Consider the following 18,729-nt stretch of genomic DNA (forward strand, 5'->3'; position numbering starts at 1 on the left):
CGGCCACCGCGCGGCCGCGCCGCGCACCTGGCCGGGCCCCGGCGGCTCGGGCGCGAGCGCCGTCCCGTGCCGTGTGCCGGCGACGCAGGTGAAGGCGACGGTGTGCGCGGCGGCTCCGTGCACGGACTCGGCGAGGTTGGCGAGGAAGGACTCCACGGTGCCGGAGGTGTCGGCGACCTGCTGGGCCGACTGCTCCAGGCGCACGAGCTCGTGGGTCTCGGCGGCGCCGGCCGTGGCCGGCTCGGCCGTGCCGGTGAGGTCGCCGGGCAGTCCGGGGTCGACCAGGTAGGTGGTGATGCCGCCGGCCCGCGGCAGCCGGCGGGCCGTCTCGGCCACGCCCGGTTCGCGGCGCCGGGCGAGATGGCGGGCGGGCAGTGCGGCTCCGGGCCGAGCAGGGGCGGGCACCAGCGGCATACGGCGAAACCGGTCTGGGTGTCGAACAGGGTGGTCCCCGGGGCGGGCGGGCCCTCGGTGCGGACCAGCTGGGCCTCGAAGGTGCCGAGGCCCAGCTCGGTGCGCAGCACGCCGTGGCAGTACTGGTCCACGAGGGACGGCATGTCGATCATCCGGGCTCCCCACGAAAGACGCTGTGACTGCTTCCACAGGTCTCCGACGGGGGAACCGGGGTCGAGGTGTCGCGGCGCGTCCGACACGGTGCCTGCCGCGGACGGTCGGTGGACTGATCGGTGGGCCGTCAGGCCCGGGGTCAGCCGTTGGCCGGGCCGCCGAACTGGCTGCCCGCCATCCGGGTCCACTCGTACGGGCCGGTCCTGACCTTGGCCGCGAACTCGCCGTCGAAGTCCTCGTGGAGGGTGATCCCCGCCTTCTCGGCCGCCTTCTCGGCGATCGCGTAGGAGTGGGCGACCAGGTCGCCCCAGTTGCCGTCCTCACCGACGAGCACGATCCGGGCGCCGCGCTGTCCCAGGTAGGCGATCTGCCCCTCGGCGCCTCCGTGGGCCGTGGCGAAGCCGTTGATCCGCTTGGTGAGCCGGGCCACCTTCCGCTCGGCCTTGCGTTCGGTCCTCTGCTCGACCCGCTGCCCGCTGTTCTGCTCGGCCGCCGGGTCCGCCTGCTGCTTGTCTGCCATGAACAGGATGCTACCGACGGGTAGATCGAACGGCGACGGGCGGGGTCCGTGGCCTTGGCCACGGACCCCGCCCGTCGGAACGCCTCGGAGGTCGCCTACCGCAGGCCTACCGCAGGAAGGGGTCCACCGCGACGGCCACGAAGAGCAGCGACACATAGGTGATGGACCAGTGGAACAGGCGCATCTCCTTGAGCTTGCCGCCGGTCACCTCGGCCTTGGCGCGGTTGAGGAGCGCGTGCGCCTCCCACAGCCACCAGCCGCCCGCGGCCAGCGCGACCGCGGTGTAGAACCAGCCGGTGTAGCCGAGCGGGGTGAGCAGCAGCGACACCGCGACCATGACCCAGCTGTAGAGCACGATCTGCTTGGCGACGACCTTGTTGCCGGCGATCACCGGGAGCATCGGCACGCCCACGCGCGCGTAGTCCTCCTTCACCTTCATGGACAGGGGCCAGTAGTGCGGCGGCGTCCAGAAGAAGATGACGAGGAAGAGCACGACCGGCGCCCAGGACATCGAGTTGGTGACCGCGGACCAGCCGATCAGCACCGGCATGCAGCCGGCGATGCCGCCCCACACGATGTTCTGCGCCGTACGCCGTTTGAGGATCATCGTGTAGACGACGACGTAGAAGAGGAGCGCCCCGAGGGAGAGCCAGGCGGACAGCCAGTTGACGGTGAGGCCGAACAGCAGCGTCGAGACCACGGCCAGGGTGATGCCGAAGGCCAGGCACTCGCGCGGACTGACCATGCCGGTGACCAGGGGGCGCTGCGAGGTGCGGTCCATCAGCGCGTCGATGTCGCGGTCGAGGTACATGTTGAGCGCGTTGGCGCCGCCCGCCGACAGGTAGCCGCCGACACAGGTCAGCAGCACCAGTCCCAGGTCGGGCACACCCTGCTGCGCCAGGAACATCACCGGGACCGTGGTGATGAGCAGCAGTTCGATGATCCGCGGCTTGGTCAGCGCCACGAACGCCCTGGCACGGGCCCCGAACGGCCGGTGACTCGGGCTCTGGCTGGTCCCGACAATCCCCGCAGGACGGGATTCAACGGCCGTCACTCGCACCCCTGACAGAGTTCCCAGCAAGCCCTCCCGTATGAGGTGTCGGTAAAGGCTCGCGCGTACCACGCCACCTTAGACGTTGCCCAGACCCGGACAATCGCGGGGGTCCGGTCGTGTTGGCGGCGGCCGCTCACAACAGAGTTCCGAGCTCGATTGAGCAACCGGATGAGCGGCTCCGTATTCATCTGCCGAACGGGAGGACTTCCCGGTCAGGAGGCGGATCGCCGGGACTCCCGGCAGTCTGGAACGGCTCGAAGAATGCACGTCCTACGGGGGTAGGCTCGACCTCGCCGGTGTGTACTCATCCGGCATCCGAAAACATGTGGAGAGGAGCCCTGACTCAGGGTGAGCACCAAGCCGACCACCACAGACCTCGAGTGGACCGAACTGGACCAGCGGGCCGTGGACACCGCCCGCGTCCTGGCCGCCGATGCCGTACAGAAGGTCGGCAACGGCCATCCCGGTACGGCGATGAGCCTGGCGCCCGCCGCGTACACCCTCTTCCAGAAGGTGATGCGGCACGACCCCTCGGACGCCGACTGGGTGGGGCGGGACCGTTTCGTCCTGTCCGCCGGTCATTCGTCCCTGACTCTCTACACCCAGCTGTACCTGGCCGGTTTCGGTCTGGAGCTGGACGACCTGAAGGCGTTCCGCACCTGGGGCTCGAAGACGCCGGGCCACCCGGAGTACGGGCACACCACGGGCGTGGAGACGACGACCGGGCCGCTGGGCCAGGGCGTCGCCAACGCGGTCGGCATGGCCATGGCCGCCCGCTACGAGCGCGGGCTGTTCGACCCGGAGGCCGCCCCGGGCGAGTCCCCGTTCGACCACTTCGTCTACTGCATCGCCGGTGACGGCTGCCTGCAGGAGGGCATCTCCGCGGAGGCGTCCTCGCTGGCCGGCCACCAGAAGCTCGGCAACCTGGTCCTGCTGTGGGACGACAACCACATCTCGATCGAGGGCGACACCGAGACGGCCGTCTCCGAGGACGTCACCAAGCGGTACGAGGCCTACGGCTGGCACGTGCAGCGGGTGGCCCCGAAGCCGGACGGCGACCTGGACCCGAACGCGATCTACGACGCCGTCCAGGAGGCCAAGAAGGTCACCGACCGGCCGTCGTTCATCGCGATGCGCTCGATCATCGCCTGGCCGGCCCCGAACGCGCAGAACACCGAGGCCTCCCACGGTTCGGCGCTCGGCGACGAGGAGGTGGCGGCCACCAAGCGGGTGCTGGGCTTCGACCCGGAGCAGACCTTCGAGGTGACCGACGAGGTCCTCGGCCACACCCGTGGCGCGCTGGAGCGCGGCAAGCAGGCGCGGGCCGAGTGGGAGAAGTCGTTCCAGAAGTGGCGGAGCAACAACGCGGAGCGCGCGGCCGAGTTCGACCGGATCGCGGCCGGTGAGCTGCCCAAGGGCTGGGAGGACACACTTCCCGTCTTCGAGCCGGGCAAGGCGGTCGCCACCCGTGCCGCCTCCGGCAAGGTGCTCCAGGCGCTCGGCGCGGTCGTCCCGGAGCTGTGGGGCGGCTCGGCCGACCTGGCGGGCTCCAACAACACGACGATCGACAAGACGTCGTCGTTCCTCCCGGTCGGCAACCCACTGCCCGAGGCGAACCCGTACGGCCGCACCATCCACTTCGGTATCCGCGAGCACGCCATGGCCGCGGAGATGAACGGCATCGCGCTGCACGGCAACACCCGGATCTACGGCGGCACCTTCCTGGTGTTCTCCGACTACATGCGCAACGCGGTGCGGCTGTCGGCCCTGATGCACCTGCCGGTGACGTACGTGTGGACGCACGACTCCATCGGCCTGGGCGAGGACGGCCCGACCCACCAGCCGGTCGAGCACCTGGCCTCGCTGCGCGCCATCCCCGGTCTGAACGTCGTCCGCCCGGCGGACGCCAACGAGACCGCGATCGTCTGGCGCGAGATCCTCAAGCGCTGGACCAAGGAGTTCGGCAAGGGCCAGCCGCACGGCCTGGCCCTCACCCGGCAGGGCGTGCCGACGTACGAGCCCGACGAGGACACCGCGCGCGGCGGCTATGTGCTGTTCGAGGCGGACGGCGGCAAGCCGCAGGTCGTGCTGATCGCCACCGGTTCCGAGGTGCACGTCGCCGTCGAGGCCCGTGAGCGGCTCCAGGCCGACGGGGTGCCGACGCGCGTGGTGTCCATGCCGTCGGTGGAGTGGTTCGAGGAGCAGGACCAGGGGTACCGGGACAGCGTCCTGCCGCCCTCCGTGAAGGCGCGCGTCGCGGTGGAGGCCGGTATCGGTCTGACGTGGCACAAGTACGTCGGGGACGCCGGGCGCATCGTGTCCCTGGAGCACTTCGGCGCGTCCGCCGACGGCAAGGTGCTGTTCAAGGAGTTCGGCTTCACCGCCGAGAACGTGGCGGCCGCGGCCCGGGACTCACTCGCCGCAGCCCAGCGCTGACGCTCACATACGACACGTAGTAGGAGATGGAATTTCCATGACAGACGCACTGAAGCGCCTTTCCGACGAAGGCGTCGCGATCTGGCTGGACGACCTGTCGCGCAAGCGGATCACGTCCGGCAACCTCGCCGAGCTGATCGACCAGCAGCACGTCGTGGGCGTCACCACCAACCCGTCGATCTTCCAGAAGGCGATCTCCGAGGGCGACGGCTACGAGCAGCAGCTCGCCGATCTCGCCGCCCGCAGGGTCACGGTCGAAGAGGCCATCCGGATGATCACCACGGCGGACGTCCGGGACGCCGCCGACATCCTGCGCCCGGTCTTCGACGCCACCGACGGCAAGGACGGCCGGGTCTCCATCGAGGTCGACCCGCGTCTGGCGCACGAGACGCGCGCCACCGTCGCCGAGGCCAAGCAGCTGGCCTGGCTGGTGGACCGGCCCAACACCCTGATCAAGATCCCGGCGACCGAGGCGGGCATCCCGGCGATCGCCGAGGTCATCGGCCTGGGCATCAGCGTCAACGTCACGCTGATCTTCTCCCTGGAGCGGTACCGCAAGGTCATGGACGCGTTCCTGACCGGCCTGGAGAAGGCCAAGGAGCGCGGCCTGGACCTGTCGAAGATCCACTCGGTGGCGTCGTTCTTCGTGTCCCGCGTGGACACCGAGATCGACAAGCGGATCGACGCGCTCGGCACCGACGAGGCGAAGGCGCTGCGCGGCAAGGCCGCCGTCGCCAACGCGCGCCTGGCCTACCAGGCGTACGAGGAGGTCTTCGCCACCGACCGCTGGAGCGCGCTGGAGCGTGAGGGCGCCAACCGGCAGCGTCCGCTGTGGGCCTCCACCGGGGTGAAGGACAAGGCGTACAAGACCACGATGTACGTCGACGACCTGGTGGCGCCGAACACGGTGAACACCATGCCGGAGGCGACGCTGTTCGCCACCGAGGAGCAGGGCGAGATCAAGGGCAACGCCGTCGCCGGCACCTACGAGCAGGCCCGCGCCGACCTCGACGCCGTGGAGCGGCTGGGGATCTCGTACGACGACGTGGTGCAGCTGCTGGAGGAGGAGGGCGTCGAGAAGTTCGAGGCGTCCTGGAACGACCTGCTGAAGTCGACCGAGGCGGAGCTCGCGCGCCTCGCTCCTTCGGAGGGCTGACACCTTGTCGAGCAGCAACCCGCTGCGTGACCCCGCGGACCGACGGCTCCCGCGTATCGCGGGGCCGTCGGGCCTGGTCATCTTCGGCGTCACGGGCGACCTCTCGCGCAAGAAGCTGATGCCGGCCGTGTACGACCTCGCCAACCGGGGTCTGCTGCCGCCGGGCTTCTCGCTGGTCGGGTTCGCCCGCCGCGAGTGGGCGCACGAGGACTTCGCGCAGGTGGTGCACGACGCGGTCAAGGAACACGCCCGCACTCCGTTCCGCGAAGAGGTCTGGCAGCAGCTCATCCAGGGCATGCGCTTCGTCCAGGGCACCTTCGACGACGACGAGTCCTTCGAGCGGCTGCGCGGCACCATCGAGGAACTGGACAAGGCGCAGGGCACGGGCGGCAACTTCGCGTTCTACCTGTCGGTGCCGCCGCGGTCCTTCCCGGTGGTCATCCAGCAGCTGAAGAAGCACGGGCTGGCCGACCAGAGCAGCGGTTCCTGGCGGCGCGCGGTGATCGAGAAGCCCTTCGGCCACGACCTGAGGTCGGCCGAGGAGCTCAACGCGATCGTCCACGAGGTGTTCGCCCCGGACCAGGTCTTCCGGATCGACCACTACCTGGGCAAGGAGACCGTCCAGAACATCCTGGCGCTCCGCTTCGCCAACACGATGTTCGAGCCGATCTGGAACCGGTCCTTCGTGGACCACGTGCAGATCACCATGGCCGAGGACATCGGCATCGGCGGCCGGGCCGGCTACTACGACGGCATCGGCGCCGCCCGCGACGTCATCCAGAACCACCTGCTCCAGCTGATGGCGCTCACCGCCATGGAGGAACCGGCCTCCTTCGACGCGGACGCGCTGGCCGCGGAGAAGACCAAGGTGCTCGGCGCCGTGCGGCTGCCGAAGGACCTGGGCCGGGACACCGTGCGCGGGCAGTACGCGGCGGGCTGGCAGGGCGGCGCGAAGGCGGTCGGGTACCTGGAGGAGGAGGGCATCGACGCCTCCTCGAGGACCGACACCTACGCCGCGATCAAGCTGGGGATCGACAACCGCCGCTGGGCGGGTGTCCCCTTCTACCTGCGCACCGGGAAGCGGCTGGGCCGCCGGGTCACCGAGATCGCGGTGGTGTTCCAGCGGGCGCCGCACTCGCCGTTCGACACGACGGCCACCGAGGAACTGGGCTCCAACGCGATCGTGATCCGCGTCCAGCCGGACGAGGGTGTCACGGTGCGGTTCGGCTCCAAGGTGCCGGGCACGTCGATGGAGATCCGGGACGTGTCGATGGACTTCGCCTACGGCGAGTCGTTCACCGAGTCCAGCCCGGAGGCGTACGAGCGGCTCATCCTCGACGTCCTGCTCGGTGACTCCAATCTCTTCCCGCGCACCGAGGAGGTCGAGCTGTCCTGGAAGATCCTCGACCCGATCGAGGAGCACTGGGACAACCACGGCCGGCCGGCCCAGTACCCGGCCGGTACCTGGGGGCCCGTGGAGGCGGACCACATGCTCGAGCGAGACGGACGGAGCTGGCGCCGGCCATGAAGATAGACCTCACGGACACCACTGCCGGTGAGATCAACAAGGCGCTGGTGCGGGCCCGCCGGGCCATCGGCACTCCGGCGGTCGGCATGGTGCTCACCCTGGTCATCGTGACCGACGAGGAGAACGCCTACGACGCCCTGAAGTCCGCCGGCGACGCCTCGCGCGAGCATCCCTCGCGCACCCTGGTCGTCATCAAGCGGGTGTCCCGCTCCCCCCGCGACCGCACGCAGTCCCGGCTGGACGCCGAGGTGCGGGTCGGCGCGGACGCGGGCACCGGCGAGACGGTGGTGCTCCGGCTGTACGGCGAGGTCGCCGACCACGCCCAGTCGGTGGTGCTGCCGCTGCTGCTGCCGGACGCCCCGGTGGTGGTCTGGTGGCCGGTCAACTCCCCGCTGAACCCGGCCGGCGACCCGCTGGGCGCGCTGGCCCAGCGCCGGGTGACCGACACCTACGCCTGCGAGCAGCCGGTGCGGGAGCTCGCGGCCCGCGCCGAGGCCTACACCCCGGGCGACACGGACCTGTCCTGGACCCGGATCACGCCCTGGCGTTCGATGCTGGCCGCGGCCCTGGACCAGGTGACCTGCGAGGTGCAGGGCGTGGAGGTCGAGGGCGAGGAGTTCAACCCGAGCTGCGAGCTGCTGGCGATGTGGCTCGCGGACCGGCTGGGCGTGCCCGTGAAGCGTTCGCTGTCGGGCGGCCCGGGACTCACCGCGGTCCGGCTGTCGACCGACTGCGGCCCGATCGTGCTGGACCGGGCCGACGGTTCGCTCGCGACGCTGTCCATCCAGGGCCAGCCGAAGCGGGCGGTGGCGCTCAAGCGCCGGGACACCGCGGAGCTGATCGCGGAGGAGCTGCGCCGGCTGGACCCGGACGACACGTACGCGTCGGCCCTGCGGTACGGGATCGAGCGGCTGCGGAGTCCGGCGACGGGGGCGGGCGCGACGAAGGCGTCGTCCGGCGCGCTGGAGGAGGTGTCGCGCGGGCTGACCGAGGCGTCGACCGCGCTCGACGAGGTGTCGCGTGCGCTGGACGAGGCGTCGGGCGGCTCCGGTGAGCCGGCGGGTGAGTCACCGGCCAAAGGAGCAGCGGGCACCGCTGCCGGCGGACCGGCTGCGGAAGGTTCCGCGGGCGAAGCGACGGCGCAGGCACCGCTGAAGAAGGTGGAGGCGAAGTGAGTACGGCACCGCAGCTGGTCGTGCACCGCGACAAGGAGCTGATGGCACAGGCCGCGGCGGCCCGGCTGATCACCCGGGTCGTGGACGCGCAGGCCTCGCGGGGTTCGGCGTCCGTGGTGCTGACCGGCGGCCGCAACGGCAACGGTCTGCTGGCCGCGCTCGCGGCCGCGCCCGCCCGGGACGCGGTCGACTGGAGCCGCATCGACCTGTGGTGGGGCGACGAGCGGTTCCTGCCGGACGGCGACCCGGAGCGCAATGTCACCCAGGCCCGTGAGGCGCTGCTCGACTCGGTGCCGCTGGACCCGAAGCGCGTGCACGCCATGCCCGCGTCCGACGGAGTGCACGGCGCCGACGTGGACGCGGCGGCGGCCGCGTACGCCGAGGAGCTGGCCCGTGCCGCGGGTCCGGAGGACCACGGCGCGGTGCCGACGTTCGACGTGCTGATGCTGGGTGTCGGCCCGGACACGCATGTGGCGTCCCTCTTCCCGGAGTTGCCCGCGGTGCGGGAGACGGAGCGCACGGTGGTCGGCGTCCACGGGGCGCCCAAGCCGCCGCCGACCCGGGTGACGCTCACCCTCCCGGCGATCCGTGCGGCCCGCGAGGTGTGGCTGCTGGCGGCCGGCGAGGACAAGGCGGAGGCCGCGGCGATCGCCCTGTCGGGCGCGGGCGAGATCCAGGCTCCGGCGGCCGGCGCGTACGGCCGCGCCCGCACCCTGTGGCTGCTGGACGCGGCGGCGGCCTCGCAGCTGCCGCGGGCGCTGTATCCGCCTGCTTCCGCGTGACCGCGTGAACACGCACGGACCCCCGCCTCCTGAGGAGGCGGGGGTCCGTGCGTGTGGGGTGTCACTTCACCGACCCCGCCATCACCCCCTGGACGAAGTGCCGTTGGAAGGCGAAGAACACGGCCACCGGCACCACCAGGGACAGGAACGCGCCCGGTGCGAGCACGTCGATGTTGCTGCCGAACTGGCGGATCTGCGACTGGAGTTCCACCGTCAGCGGCTGCGAGGAGCTGTCCGCGAACAGCAGCGCCACCAGCATGTCGTTCCAGACCCACAGGAACTGGAAGATGGCCAGGCTGGCGATCGCCGGCCGCCCGACGGGCAGGATCAGCCGGGTGAAGATGCGCCACTCGCTGCCGCCGTCCATGCGGGCGGCCTCCAGCATCTCCTTGGGCATCTCGGCGAAGTAGTTCCGCAGCAGGAACACCGCGAACGGCAGTCCGTACGCCACGTGGAACAGCACGACCCCGGGGATGGTGCCGAACAGGCCCAGCTGGCCGAAGAGTTTGGCCACCGGCAGCAGCCCGATCTGCACGGGCACCACCAGCAGGGCGACCACGACGAGGAAGATCGTGTCCCGGCCGGGGAAGTCCAGCCAGGCGAAGGCGTATCCGGCGAGCGCCGCGACGACCACCACCAGCACCGTGGTCGGCACCGAGATCAGCACGGTGTTCCAGAACGCCTGGGTCATCCCCGAGTTCTTCAGCAGGGCCGCGTAGTTGTCGAAGGACAGCTGCCCGGGGCTGGTGAACACCGTCCACCAGCCGCCCTTGGCCGTGTCCTCGGCGGAGCGCATCGAGGACAGGAACAGGCCGGCCAGCGGGGTCATCCACACCAGCCCGATCACGACCAGGAAGGCCTGCACGACCGCGTTGCCCAGGCCGCGCCGGATCGCGTTCATCGCTGGCTCCTTCTGAAACGGCGGACGTTGAAGGCCATGGCGGGGACGACCAGCAGCAGGAGCAGCACACCGAGCGCGCTGCCCAGTCCCTGGTCGTTGCCGCCGCCGAACGACACCAGCCACATCTGGGTCGCGAGCACGGTCGCGTCCTCCTGCACGGGTCCGGGCGCGATGATGTAGACGAGGTCGAAGACCTTCATCACGTTGATCACCAGGGTCACGAAGACGACGGTGAGGACCGGTGCGAGCAGCGGGACGGTGATCCGGCGGAAGATCTGCCACTCGTTCGCGCCGTCCATCCGCGCCGCCTCCAGCGCGTCCCGCGGCAGGGCCGAGAGTCCCGCGCCGATCAGCACCATCGCGAACCCGGTCCAGATCCACAGGTAGGCCCCGATGATGGCCGGGGTGACGAGCGTCGGTCCGAGCCAGGAGATGCCCTGGTAGGGGGGCGCGAAGTTCTCGGCGGGCAGTTTCAGCGCGTAGGGGCCGTCGTCCAGGCCGGTGAAGCGGAACGAGCCGTCGGCCCCGGTCGTGGTGCTCGCGACCGTGCGTCCGTCGCGGAGCGCCTCGACCTTCATCCCGGGCAGTCCGTTCTCCCCTTCGTCGACCCGGCCCGGTTCTCCTCCCCCGCCGGGGGTGAAGTCCAGGTACACCACGCCGCCGACCTCGTCGGGGGCCGCCTCGCGGGAGGCCGCCGGGGAGGCGGGTGCCGCCTCGCCGGGCAGGTCCTTGGGCGCCACGCCGACCAGGCCCAGCGCCGCCGTGCCGCCCGGCGACACGTCCGCCCCGGTCACGTACGAGCCGTCCGCCTCCTTGGTCAGGCCCGCGCCGTCGCCCTCGCGGGCGCGGGCCGTCGGGTAGGAGGAGCTGCCCTTGAAGGTGTCGTGGACCGAGACGACGGCCGCGTTCAGCACGCCCTTGTCCGGGTCCTCGTCGTAGGCGAGCCGGAAGACGATGCCGGCCGCCAGGAAGGACACCGCCATCGGCATGAACAGCAGCAGTTTGAAGGCGGTGGCCCAGCGGATCTTCTCCACCAGCACGGCCAGGATCAGGCCCAGGCCGGTGAGCAGGGTGGGGGCGATGACGACCCAGATCGCGGTGTTCCGGACGGCCTTGAGGGTGACCGGGTCGCGGAACATCTCGAGGTAGTTCTCGCCGCCCACGAACCGGGTGCCGGAGGCGTCGAAGAGGCTGCGTCCGACGGAGAACAGCACCGGGTAGACGACCAGCGCGCCCAGCAGGAGCAGGGCGGGCAGCACGAACAGCACGGCGACGATCCGCCCCCGCCGGCGCAGGCGCCGGCGGCGGGCACGATCGGGGTGCGAAGGAGCCGGAGGGCTCGCCTCTTTCACCAGGGTGGCGGTCATGACCGTCAGTTCCCGTAGGCCTTGGCCGCCGCCTTCTCCAGCTCGGCCGCGGTCTTCTTCGGGTCGGACGGGTCACGCAGGAAGTCCTGGAGGATCTTCCACTCGCCCTTGCCCTGGGTGCCGCCGAAGGCCGCCGGGGCCTGGTCCGACATGTCGAAGCGGACCGAGTCGCCGGCCTCGATCAGGGACTCGGCGGTGGCGCGGGTGACGTCGTCGCCGTAGGAGGAGAGGTCCAGCTTCTTGTTCGGGGAGAGGAAGCCGCCGGCCTCGGCCCACACGGCGGCGGCCTCCGGCGTGGCGAGGTACTCGAGGAGCGCCATGCCGGCCTCGGCGTTCTTGCCGTCCTTGAGCACCACGGCCGCGTCGCCGCCGCTGACCACCGGGGCCTCGCCGCCGCCGACCGGCGGGAACGGGAAGAAGTTCGCGTCGGTGCCGATGTTCTTGCCGAACTGGTCCTTGGCGACGCCGGCCACGAAGTCGCCTTCGTAGACCATGGCGGCGTCCGGCTCGGGTCCGAAGACCTTCTCCACCGAACCGGGGAAGTCGGTGTTCAGGGCTTCCTTCTGGCCGCCCGAGACGAGTTGCTTGTCCTTGAAGAGTTCGCCGAGCGTGGTGAGCGCCTCGACCACCGTCGGGTCGGTCCACTTGATCTCGTGCGCGGCGAGGGCGTCGTACTTCTCGGGACCGGCCTGGGAGAGGTAGACGTTCTCGAACCAGTCGGTCAGCGTCCAGCCGTCCTGTCCGGCGACCGAGAAGGCGGCGAGGCCGGAGTCGGATATCGTGCGTCCGTCCTTCAGCATGGCGTCGTAGGTCTTCGGCGGGGTGATGCCCGCCTGCTCCAGGGCCTCGGGGCTGTACCAGACGGTCGACTTGTGGGCGGCCTTGAAGTAGAGGCCGTACAGCGTGCCGTCGACGCTGCCGTAGTTCTGCCACACCTCGGCGAAGTTGTTCTCCACGGTGCCCTGGACCTTCTTGTCCAGCGGCTTGAGCCAGCCCGCCTCGGCGAACTGCTTCAGCACGCCGACCTGGGGGACCATCACGACGTCGGGGGCGTTGCCGCCCTCGATCTTGCTGCCGACGACGGTGGAGACGTTGTCGCCGGTGGAGACGAACTCCGTCTTGGCGCCGGTCTTCTCGGTGAAGGCGTCGAGCACCTTCTGGAAGTTCTTCTGCTCGCTGCCGGACCAGACGCCGGCCACGGAGACGGTCTGGCCGCCGAGCGCCTTGTCACCGTCACCGCCGCCGGCCGAGACGGGCTCGCCCGAGCCGCAGGCGGTGGCGCCGAGGGCGAGCACGAGGGCGGTGCAGCCGGTGAGCAGGGTGGTACGTCGTCGCATCATCGTTGATGTCCCTTCAGAAGCGTTCGAGATGACTTTCGGGTGCGTGAGGTGAGCGGGTTTCAGGAGTCGTCGATCCACCAGGCGGCCGTGGCACCGGGGAGGACTCCGTCCGGGCACGGGCCGCTGGCCAGCAGCGGGCTGCCGGGGACCGGAGCGGGTACGGAGGCGGTGCCGAAGTTGACGGCGCACACCAGGCCGTCGGCGCGGACGAAGGCCAGGACGTCCGGCTCGGTCTCCAGCCAGCGCAGCGTGCCCTCGCCCAACTGGGGCAGTGAGGCGCGCAGTTGCAGACCGTCGCGGTACAGGTGCCAGAAGGAGCGGGTGTCGGCGAGGGCGCGGTCGGTGGCGTGTTCGGCGAACCACTCGGGCTGCGGCAGCCAGGGTGCGGCCCCCTCGGTGCCGGAGGTGAAACCGAACGGGGAGGCCTGCCCCGACCAGGGCAGCGGCACCCGGCAGCCGTCGCGGATCCGGGCCCGGCTGCCGGTGCGGCGGAAGATCGGGTCGGTGAGCACGTCGTCGGGGAGGTCGACGACCTCGGGCAGACCCAGCTCCTCGCCCTGGTAGACGTACGCGGCGCCGGGCAGCGCCAGCATCAGCAGCGCGGCGGCGCGGGCCCGGGCGGCGCCGAGACCGCTGCCCTGCGGGGTGGGTTCGCCGTAGCGGGTGACGGTGCGGACCTGGTCGTGGTTGTTGAGGACCCAGGTGACGGTCGATCCGGTGCCGGCGATGTCCTGCATGGCCTCGGCGATGACCTTGCGGAAGGCGTCGGCGTCCCAGGGGGCGCCGAGCAGGTCGAAGAAGAAGGCCTGGTGGAGCTCGTCGGGGCGCACGTAGCGGGCGTGTTCGCGGGCGGTCGGCACGGAGACCTCGCCGACCAGGAGCCGTTCACGGCCGTCGCGGGCGGTGTACTCCTCGCACACCGCGCGCCAGTGCCGCCACACGTCGTGCACCTCGGGCTGGTTCCAGGCCAGCGGGTTGACCGAGTCCCGGGTGCGGGCGTCGGCCTCCGGGTCCGGGGAGTCGGGCAGTTCCGGGTGCTTGAACAGGCCGGCGGCGACATCGATGCGGAAGCCGTCGACGCCCCGGTCCAGCCAGAACCGCAGGGTTCGGTCGAAGTCGGCGGCGATCTCGGGGTTGCGCCAGTTCCAGTCCGGCTGTTCGGGCGTGAACATGTGCAGGTACCACTGGCCGGGCCGGCCGTCCGGCTCGGTGACGCGGCTCCAGGCGGGTCCGCCGAACATGGCGTGCCAGTTGTTGGGCGGTTCGGCGCCGTCGGGGCCGCGGCCGTCGGTGAAGTGGAAACGGGCGCGCTCCGGGCTGCCGGGGGCCGCGGCGAGCGCCTCGCGGAACCAGGGGTGCTCGCTGGAGCAGTGGTTGGGGACGATGTCCAGCAGCACCTTGATGCCGAGCCGCCGGGCGGCCCCGACCAGCAGGTCGAACTCGGCGAGGTCGCCGAAGACCGGGTCGACGTCGCGGTAGTCGGCCACGTCGTAGCCGTGGTCGTGCTGCGGCGAGGGGTAGAAGGGGCTCAGCCAGATCCCGTCCACGCCGAGCTTCTTCAGGTAGGGCAGGCCCGCCCTGACCCCGGCGAGATCGCCGATGCCGTCACCGGTGCTGTCCAGGAAGCTGCGGACGTACACCTGGTAGATCACTGCGTCGCGCCACCAGCGGTGGGTGTCGATGCGCTTGAGACTCACCCCGTCGACCCGTCTGTGCGTGCGGAGACCCGGGACTCCCGGGCCGGCGGTACGGCCGCCGTTATGCATGCATGTTAGGTAGAGATGTCGCGAGGGTGTCAATGAACGAACACAACTCGCCGGGCATTCACCGTGGACGAATACCCACCGTCCTGGACACATCGGACACATTTGAGACATCCGCGTTACTTAACAGGTAACTAGATGCAGCCGGCTGGGGTGCGAGGTGCGGAGGAGCCCGGAGGGCCGTCTAGCGCGCGGAGACGGCGGCGAGTTCGCGCGCCAGCCGCCGCACCGCCGCACCGGGCGTCTGCCGCCCGGCCATCGCGTCGTGCACCACCGCCTGCACGACCAGGCTCACCTGGTCGTAGTGCGGGCTCTTGGGGCGCGGGGCGGCGGCGAGCACGCTCTCGCGCAGCGTCGGCAGGTAGGGGAACCGCCGGATCAGTTCCGGGTCGTCGTACAGCGCGGCCCGTACGGGCGGCAGCGCGCCCCGGGTGAGGACCTGGCGCTGGACGCTCTCGCTGGTGAGGTACGCGATCAGCCGTGCGGCGGAGTCGGGGTGCCGTGCGTGGGTGGCGACGGCGAGGTTGGAGCCGCCCAGCACGCTCGTCCCCGGCCCGTCCGGCCCCGGCAGCGGTACCGCGCCGACCTTCCCGGCGACCGCGGAGTCCTCGGCGGACGCGGCGACGTAGGCGTAGGGCCAGTTGCGCAGGAAGAGCAGCCGGCCGTCCTGGAAGGCCTGCTTGGACTCCTCCTCCTTGTACGTCAGCGCCTCCTCGGGGATCCAGCCCTCGCGGACCCCGCGGGCGAGGAACCCGATGCCCCTGCGGGCCGCCCGGGAGTTCACGGTGACGCGCTCGCCCTCGTCGCCGAGGATGGTGCCGCCCGCCGAGTAGACGGCCTCGGCCGCGTTGACGGTCAGGCCCTCGTAGGGCAGGAACTGGCCCGCGTAGCCGTCGAGGCCGTACCGCGGGGCGAGGGTTCCCGCGGCCCGCTCCAGTTCGGCCCAGGTGCGCGGAGGCGCCACGCCCTCCGCGTCGAGGACGTCCTTGCGGTACAGCAGCAGGCCGGCGTTGGTCACGTACGGGACGGCGTACAGCCGGTCGTCGTAGGTCGCGGTGTCCACCACGCGCGGCAGGAACGTGTCCAGCGGGAAGCGGTCGCGCGGCAGCGGGCGGATCCAGCCGGCCGCGGCGAACTCCGAGGTCCAGCTGACGTCGATGTTGAGCACGTCGAAGCGGCCGCGGCCGGCGTCGCGCAGCTCGGTGATCATCTGCGCGTGGGTCTCGTCTGCCGAGTCGGGCAGTTCGACGAGGGTGACCTCCTCGCCGGGGTGGGTGCGGTTCCAGCCCTCGAGCAGCGGGCCGAGATAGCCGGTGAGGTCCCCGGCGGTGGCCAGGGTGAGCGGACCGCGACCGCCGGCGGGAGCGGCCTGTTCGGCCCGCGCACCGGAGGCCACGCCCACGGTCAGGAGCACGACGAGGACGAGAAGGCCCCTACCCGCGGCATGGATCCACCGCATAGGTTCCTCCCTGTGCACCGGCACCCGGGCACCCTTGCCGGGGTCAGAGGCCATGTATACCTGTTAGGTATGGGCGATACTAGGGCCCGCGACACATTGCGTCGGGTGAGACATCGCGTCGGGCGGGACGCCCGGCATCGGACGCGTGGCACACGGCACGAAGGACGCGGGGAGGAGAGCACGAGTGCGGCAGTCCCTCCTGGCCCTGCTCGCCCGCGGCCCGGCCCACGGCTACGAGCTCAAGCAGGACCTTGAGCAACTGCTGGGCTCCGCGTACCCTCAGCCGAACGTCGGCCAGATCTACGTCACCCTGGGCCGCCTCGAGAAGTCGGGGCTGATCGAGGGCGAGGACGTCGAGCAGTCCGGCCGGCCCAACAAGAAGGTCTACCACCTCACCGACGCCGGGCGGGAGGCGCTGCGCGCCTGGTTCGAGGAGACCGCGGACGAGCCGCGGGTGCGGGACGAGTTCTTCATGAAGCTGGCCCTCGCACCGCAGAGCGGGCTCGCCGACCAGATCGCCCTGATCAACCGGCAGCGGCGCCAGTACCTGAACACCATGCGGCAGTTGTCGAAGCTGGCCGCCGCCGAAGACCGGGACAACCGGGTCGCCCATCTGCTGATCGAGGGCGCGATGCTGCACCTGCAGGCCGACCTCGACTGGCTGGAGCGGTGCCAGGAAGAGCTGGAGGAGCTGGAGTGAGCGAGAGTACCGCTCCCGTGCTGCGCGCCGAAGGCCTCGTCAAGACGCATCACGGTGAGGGAGCCCCGGCGCACGCGGTGCGCGGGGTCGACCTGCGGGTGACGCGCGGCGAGTTCGTGGCGGTGACCGGGCCGTCCGGCGCCGGCAAGTCGACCCTGCTGTATCTGCTCGGCGGGCTCCAGCGGCCCGACTCCGGCAGCATCTGGCTGGACGGCGAGCGCACCGACGGCTACAGCGAGGCACGCTGGGCGGTGGAGCGCAGGAAGCGCATCGGGATCGTCTTCCAGTTCTTCAACCTCGTCTCCGACCTGTCGGTCGCCGACAACGTGGAACTGCCGGCCCTGCTCGCCGGGACGCCGCCGAAGAAGGCCCGCGCCGAGCGGGAGGGGCTGCTGGCCGAGCTGGGCCTGACGGGCAAGGAGCGGAGCATGCCGGGCGAGTTGTCCGGCGGTGAGCAGCAGCGGGTCGCGCTGGCCCGCGCCCTGGTCAACCATCCGCCGCTGCTGCTCGCCGACGAACCCGCGGGCAGCCTGGACAGCAAGGGCACCCGCGAGGTGATGCGGCTGCTGTCCCGCTTCCACCGGCGCGGCCAGACGATCCTGCTGGTCACCCACGACGCCCGGCTGGCGAGCGCCGCCGACCGGGTGATCAGCTTCTTCGACGGGCGGATCGCCGACGACGCGGAACTCGACGGAGCGCCCTCGCGCGGCCGGGGCATCTCCGGGGTGCTGGAGCTCAAGGACTGACATGCGGATGTACGACGGTCCGGGCGTCCGGCGTGAGCGAAGGGGCTGACACCGGTGCGAGCGACCCTGCGCTGGGCGCACTCCGATCTGCGCACGCACCGCGGTGAGGCGCTGTTCCTGGTCCTCGCCACCGCGGGCGTCGTCGCCTCCCTGTTGCTGGCCACGGCCCTGTTCGGGTACGCGACCAACCCCTGGCAGCGGACCTTCACGCAGGCGCGCGGCGCCCACGTCACGCTGCACACCACCGCCCCGGCCGACGCCGCGAAGCTGGCCGGCCTGGACGGCGTGGAGTCCGTCGCCGGCCCCTATCCGACCGCCGCCGTCACCCTCGCCGCCCGCGGCAGCCGTGCCTCCGCCGAACTGCGCGGCACCGCCGAACAGCCCGGCACCGGCCGCCCGCTGATCACCTCGGGGCGCTGGCTGGACCCCGGCGCCCCCGACGGCGTGGTCCTGGAGAGCAGTCTCGCCCGTGCCCTGCTCACCACTCCGGGCGACACCCTCACCGTGCCCGGCACCGCGCGGACCCTGACCGTGGTGGGCGTGGCCGACAGCGCCGAGCCGCGCTACCGGCCGGGGGAACAGCCCGGCCTGGTGTGGGCGCTGCCGTCGGCCGTGACCGACCCCGACGGGCAGGTGACCGGGCTGCGGCTGACCGACCCCGCCGACACCGGGTACGCGGTGCAGCGTGCGGTGACGGTACTGGGCGCGGGCGCCATCGGCGAGGTCTCCACCTGGCAGCAGGCACGGGCCGAGGCGCAGGGCGACAACCGGCTGCTCGGCCAAGTGCTGGGGCTGTTCGGTCTGGGCGCGCTGGTCGCCGCCGGTTTCGCCGTGCACGGGGCGATCAGCACCCGGATCCGGGGGCATCTGCGGGACATCTCCGTCCTCAAGGCGATCGGCTTCACCCCGGGACAGGTCGTCCGCGTCTTCCTGCTCCAGCATCTCGGCTACGCCCTGTTGGGTGCCGTGGCCGCCGCCGCGCTGACCGAGGCGCTGGGCAGCGGCATACCGGGGCGACTCGGGGAGGCGGTCGGCGTGTGGCAGGGGCTGCCCGGGCACACCCTGGCGCTGTTCGTGGTGCCCGTGGGAGCGGTGCTGTTCATCGGCGCCACCACCGGGCTCGCGGCGTGGCGGGCGGGCCGGGCGCCGCCGGTGCCGGTGCCGAGGCCGGCACCGCCGGAGGCGGGCGGGCTGACGGGCGTGGCGCGGCGGGCGCTCGGGGCGCGGGTGCCGCC

15 protein-coding genes and 1 pseudogene are annotated in these 18,729 nt (G+C 71.4%); 8 read left to right on the forward strand and 8 right to left on the reverse strand.

Annotated features, from left to right (window positions below; all coding sequences use genetic code 11):
• The 3 genes and pseudogenes from JL475_RS34940 to JL475_RS34950 form a co-directional block, all read right to left on the reverse strand.
• Positions 1-566 (reverse strand): annotated as a pseudogene (locus tag JL475_RS34940) (amidohydrolase); the annotation flags it as partial.
• 140 nt (positions 567-706) lie between these two features.
• Positions 707-1,087 carry a hypothetical protein gene (locus tag JL475_RS34945; protein WP_202282234.1) on the reverse strand — a complete coding sequence of 127 codons (381 nt, stop codon included), beginning with the start codon at positions 1,085-1,087 and terminating at the stop codon, positions 707-709.
• A 106-nt stretch (positions 1,088-1,193) separates the two neighbouring features.
• Positions 1,194-2,147: a heme o synthase gene (locus JL475_RS34950; protein WP_202282235.1), complete on the reverse strand. Its 954-nt coding sequence runs from the start codon at positions 2,145-2,147 to the stop codon at positions 1,194-1,196.
• Between the two features lie 342 nt (positions 2,148-2,489).
• Here JL475_RS34950 and tkt point away from each other — a divergent pair, with 342 nt between their 5' ends.
• Genes tkt through pgl form a run of 5 tightly spaced genes read left to right on the forward strand, consistent with a single transcriptional unit; the run spans position 2,490 to position 9,218 of the window.
• Positions 2,490-4,577, forward strand: coding sequence for a transketolase (gene tkt / locus JL475_RS34955; RefSeq protein WP_202282236.1), 2,088 nt, complete (start codon positions 2,490-2,492; stop codon positions 4,575-4,577).
• Between the two features lie 37 nt (positions 4,578-4,614).
• Complete coding sequence (gene tal, locus JL475_RS34960; protein WP_109380014.1) at positions 4,615-5,733, forward strand: transaldolase; 1,119 nt, start codon at positions 4,615-4,617, stop codon at positions 5,731-5,733.
• Between the two features lie 4 nt (positions 5,734-5,737).
• Positions 5,738-7,261, forward strand: a complete 1,524-nt coding sequence (zwf, locus tag JL475_RS34965; RefSeq protein ID WP_202282237.1) for a glucose-6-phosphate dehydrogenase — start codon at positions 5,738-5,740, stop codon at positions 7,259-7,261.
• A complete protein-coding gene (opcA, locus tag JL475_RS34970; RefSeq protein WP_202282238.1) occupies positions 7,258-8,436 on the forward strand; it encodes a glucose-6-phosphate dehydrogenase assembly protein OpcA in 1,179 nt (392 codons plus the stop codon). Before zwf ends, opcA begins: the two co-directional genes overlap by 4 nt.
• Positions 8,433-9,218 carry a 6-phosphogluconolactonase gene (gene pgl / locus JL475_RS34975; RefSeq protein ID WP_202282239.1) on the forward strand — a complete coding sequence of 262 codons (786 nt, stop codon included), beginning with the start codon at positions 8,433-8,435 and terminating at the stop codon, positions 9,216-9,218. Before opcA ends, pgl begins: the two co-directional genes overlap by 4 nt.
• A 61-nt stretch (positions 9,219-9,279) precedes the next feature.
• Here the strand turns inward: pgl and JL475_RS34980 are convergent, their stop codons facing one another.
• From JL475_RS34980 to JL475_RS35000, 5 genes are all read right to left on the reverse strand, one after another.
• The gene (locus JL475_RS34980) at positions 9,280-10,119 is read right to left on the reverse strand and encodes a carbohydrate ABC transporter permease (protein WP_202282240.1); all 840 of its coding nucleotides are present in this window, start codon (positions 10,117-10,119) and stop codon (positions 9,280-9,282) included.
• Positions 10,116-11,486, reverse strand: a complete 1,371-nt coding sequence (locus JL475_RS34985; RefSeq protein WP_202282241.1) for an ABC transporter permease subunit — start codon at positions 11,484-11,486, stop codon at positions 10,116-10,118. The genes JL475_RS34980 and JL475_RS34985 overlap by 4 nt, the downstream gene beginning before the upstream one ends.
• Positions 11,487-11,491: 5 nt before the next feature.
• On the reverse strand, positions 11,492-12,826 hold the full coding sequence (locus JL475_RS34990; protein WP_202282242.1) for an ABC transporter substrate-binding protein: 1,335 nt from the start codon (positions 12,824-12,826) through the stop codon (positions 11,492-11,494).
• A gap of 59 nt (positions 12,827-12,885) precedes the next feature.
• A complete protein-coding gene (locus JL475_RS34995) occupies positions 12,886-14,508 on the reverse strand; it encodes a glycoside hydrolase family 13 protein (RefSeq protein WP_202282246.1) in 1,623 nt (540 codons plus the stop codon).
• 265 nt (positions 14,509-14,773) lie between these two features.
• Entirely contained in the window at positions 14,774-16,048 is a 1,275-nt protein-coding gene (locus JL475_RS35000; protein WP_202282243.1) for an ABC transporter substrate-binding protein, read from the reverse strand.
• Positions 16,049-16,232: 184 nt separating this feature from the next.
• Between JL475_RS35000 and JL475_RS35005 the strand changes: the two genes are divergently transcribed.
• The 3 genes from JL475_RS35005 to JL475_RS35015 form a co-directional block, all read left to right on the forward strand.
• A complete protein-coding gene (locus JL475_RS35005; protein WP_202282244.1) occupies positions 16,233-16,748 on the forward strand; it encodes a PadR family transcriptional regulator in 516 nt (171 codons plus the stop codon).
• Positions 16,745-17,494, forward strand: a complete 750-nt coding sequence (locus tag JL475_RS35010) for an ABC transporter ATP-binding protein (protein WP_202282245.1) — start codon at positions 16,745-16,747, stop codon at positions 17,492-17,494. Before JL475_RS35005 ends, JL475_RS35010 begins: the two co-directional genes overlap by 4 nt.
• Positions 17,495-17,548: 54 nt before the next feature.
• On the forward strand, positions 17,549-18,729 hold a 1,181-nt coding region (locus JL475_RS35015; protein WP_307825263.1), incomplete at its 3' end, for an ABC transporter permease.

This window comes from Streptomyces sp. M2CJ-2 (genome assembly GCF_016757295.1).
Lineage (GTDB): Bacteria > Actinomycetota > Actinomycetes > Streptomycetales > Streptomycetaceae > Streptomyces.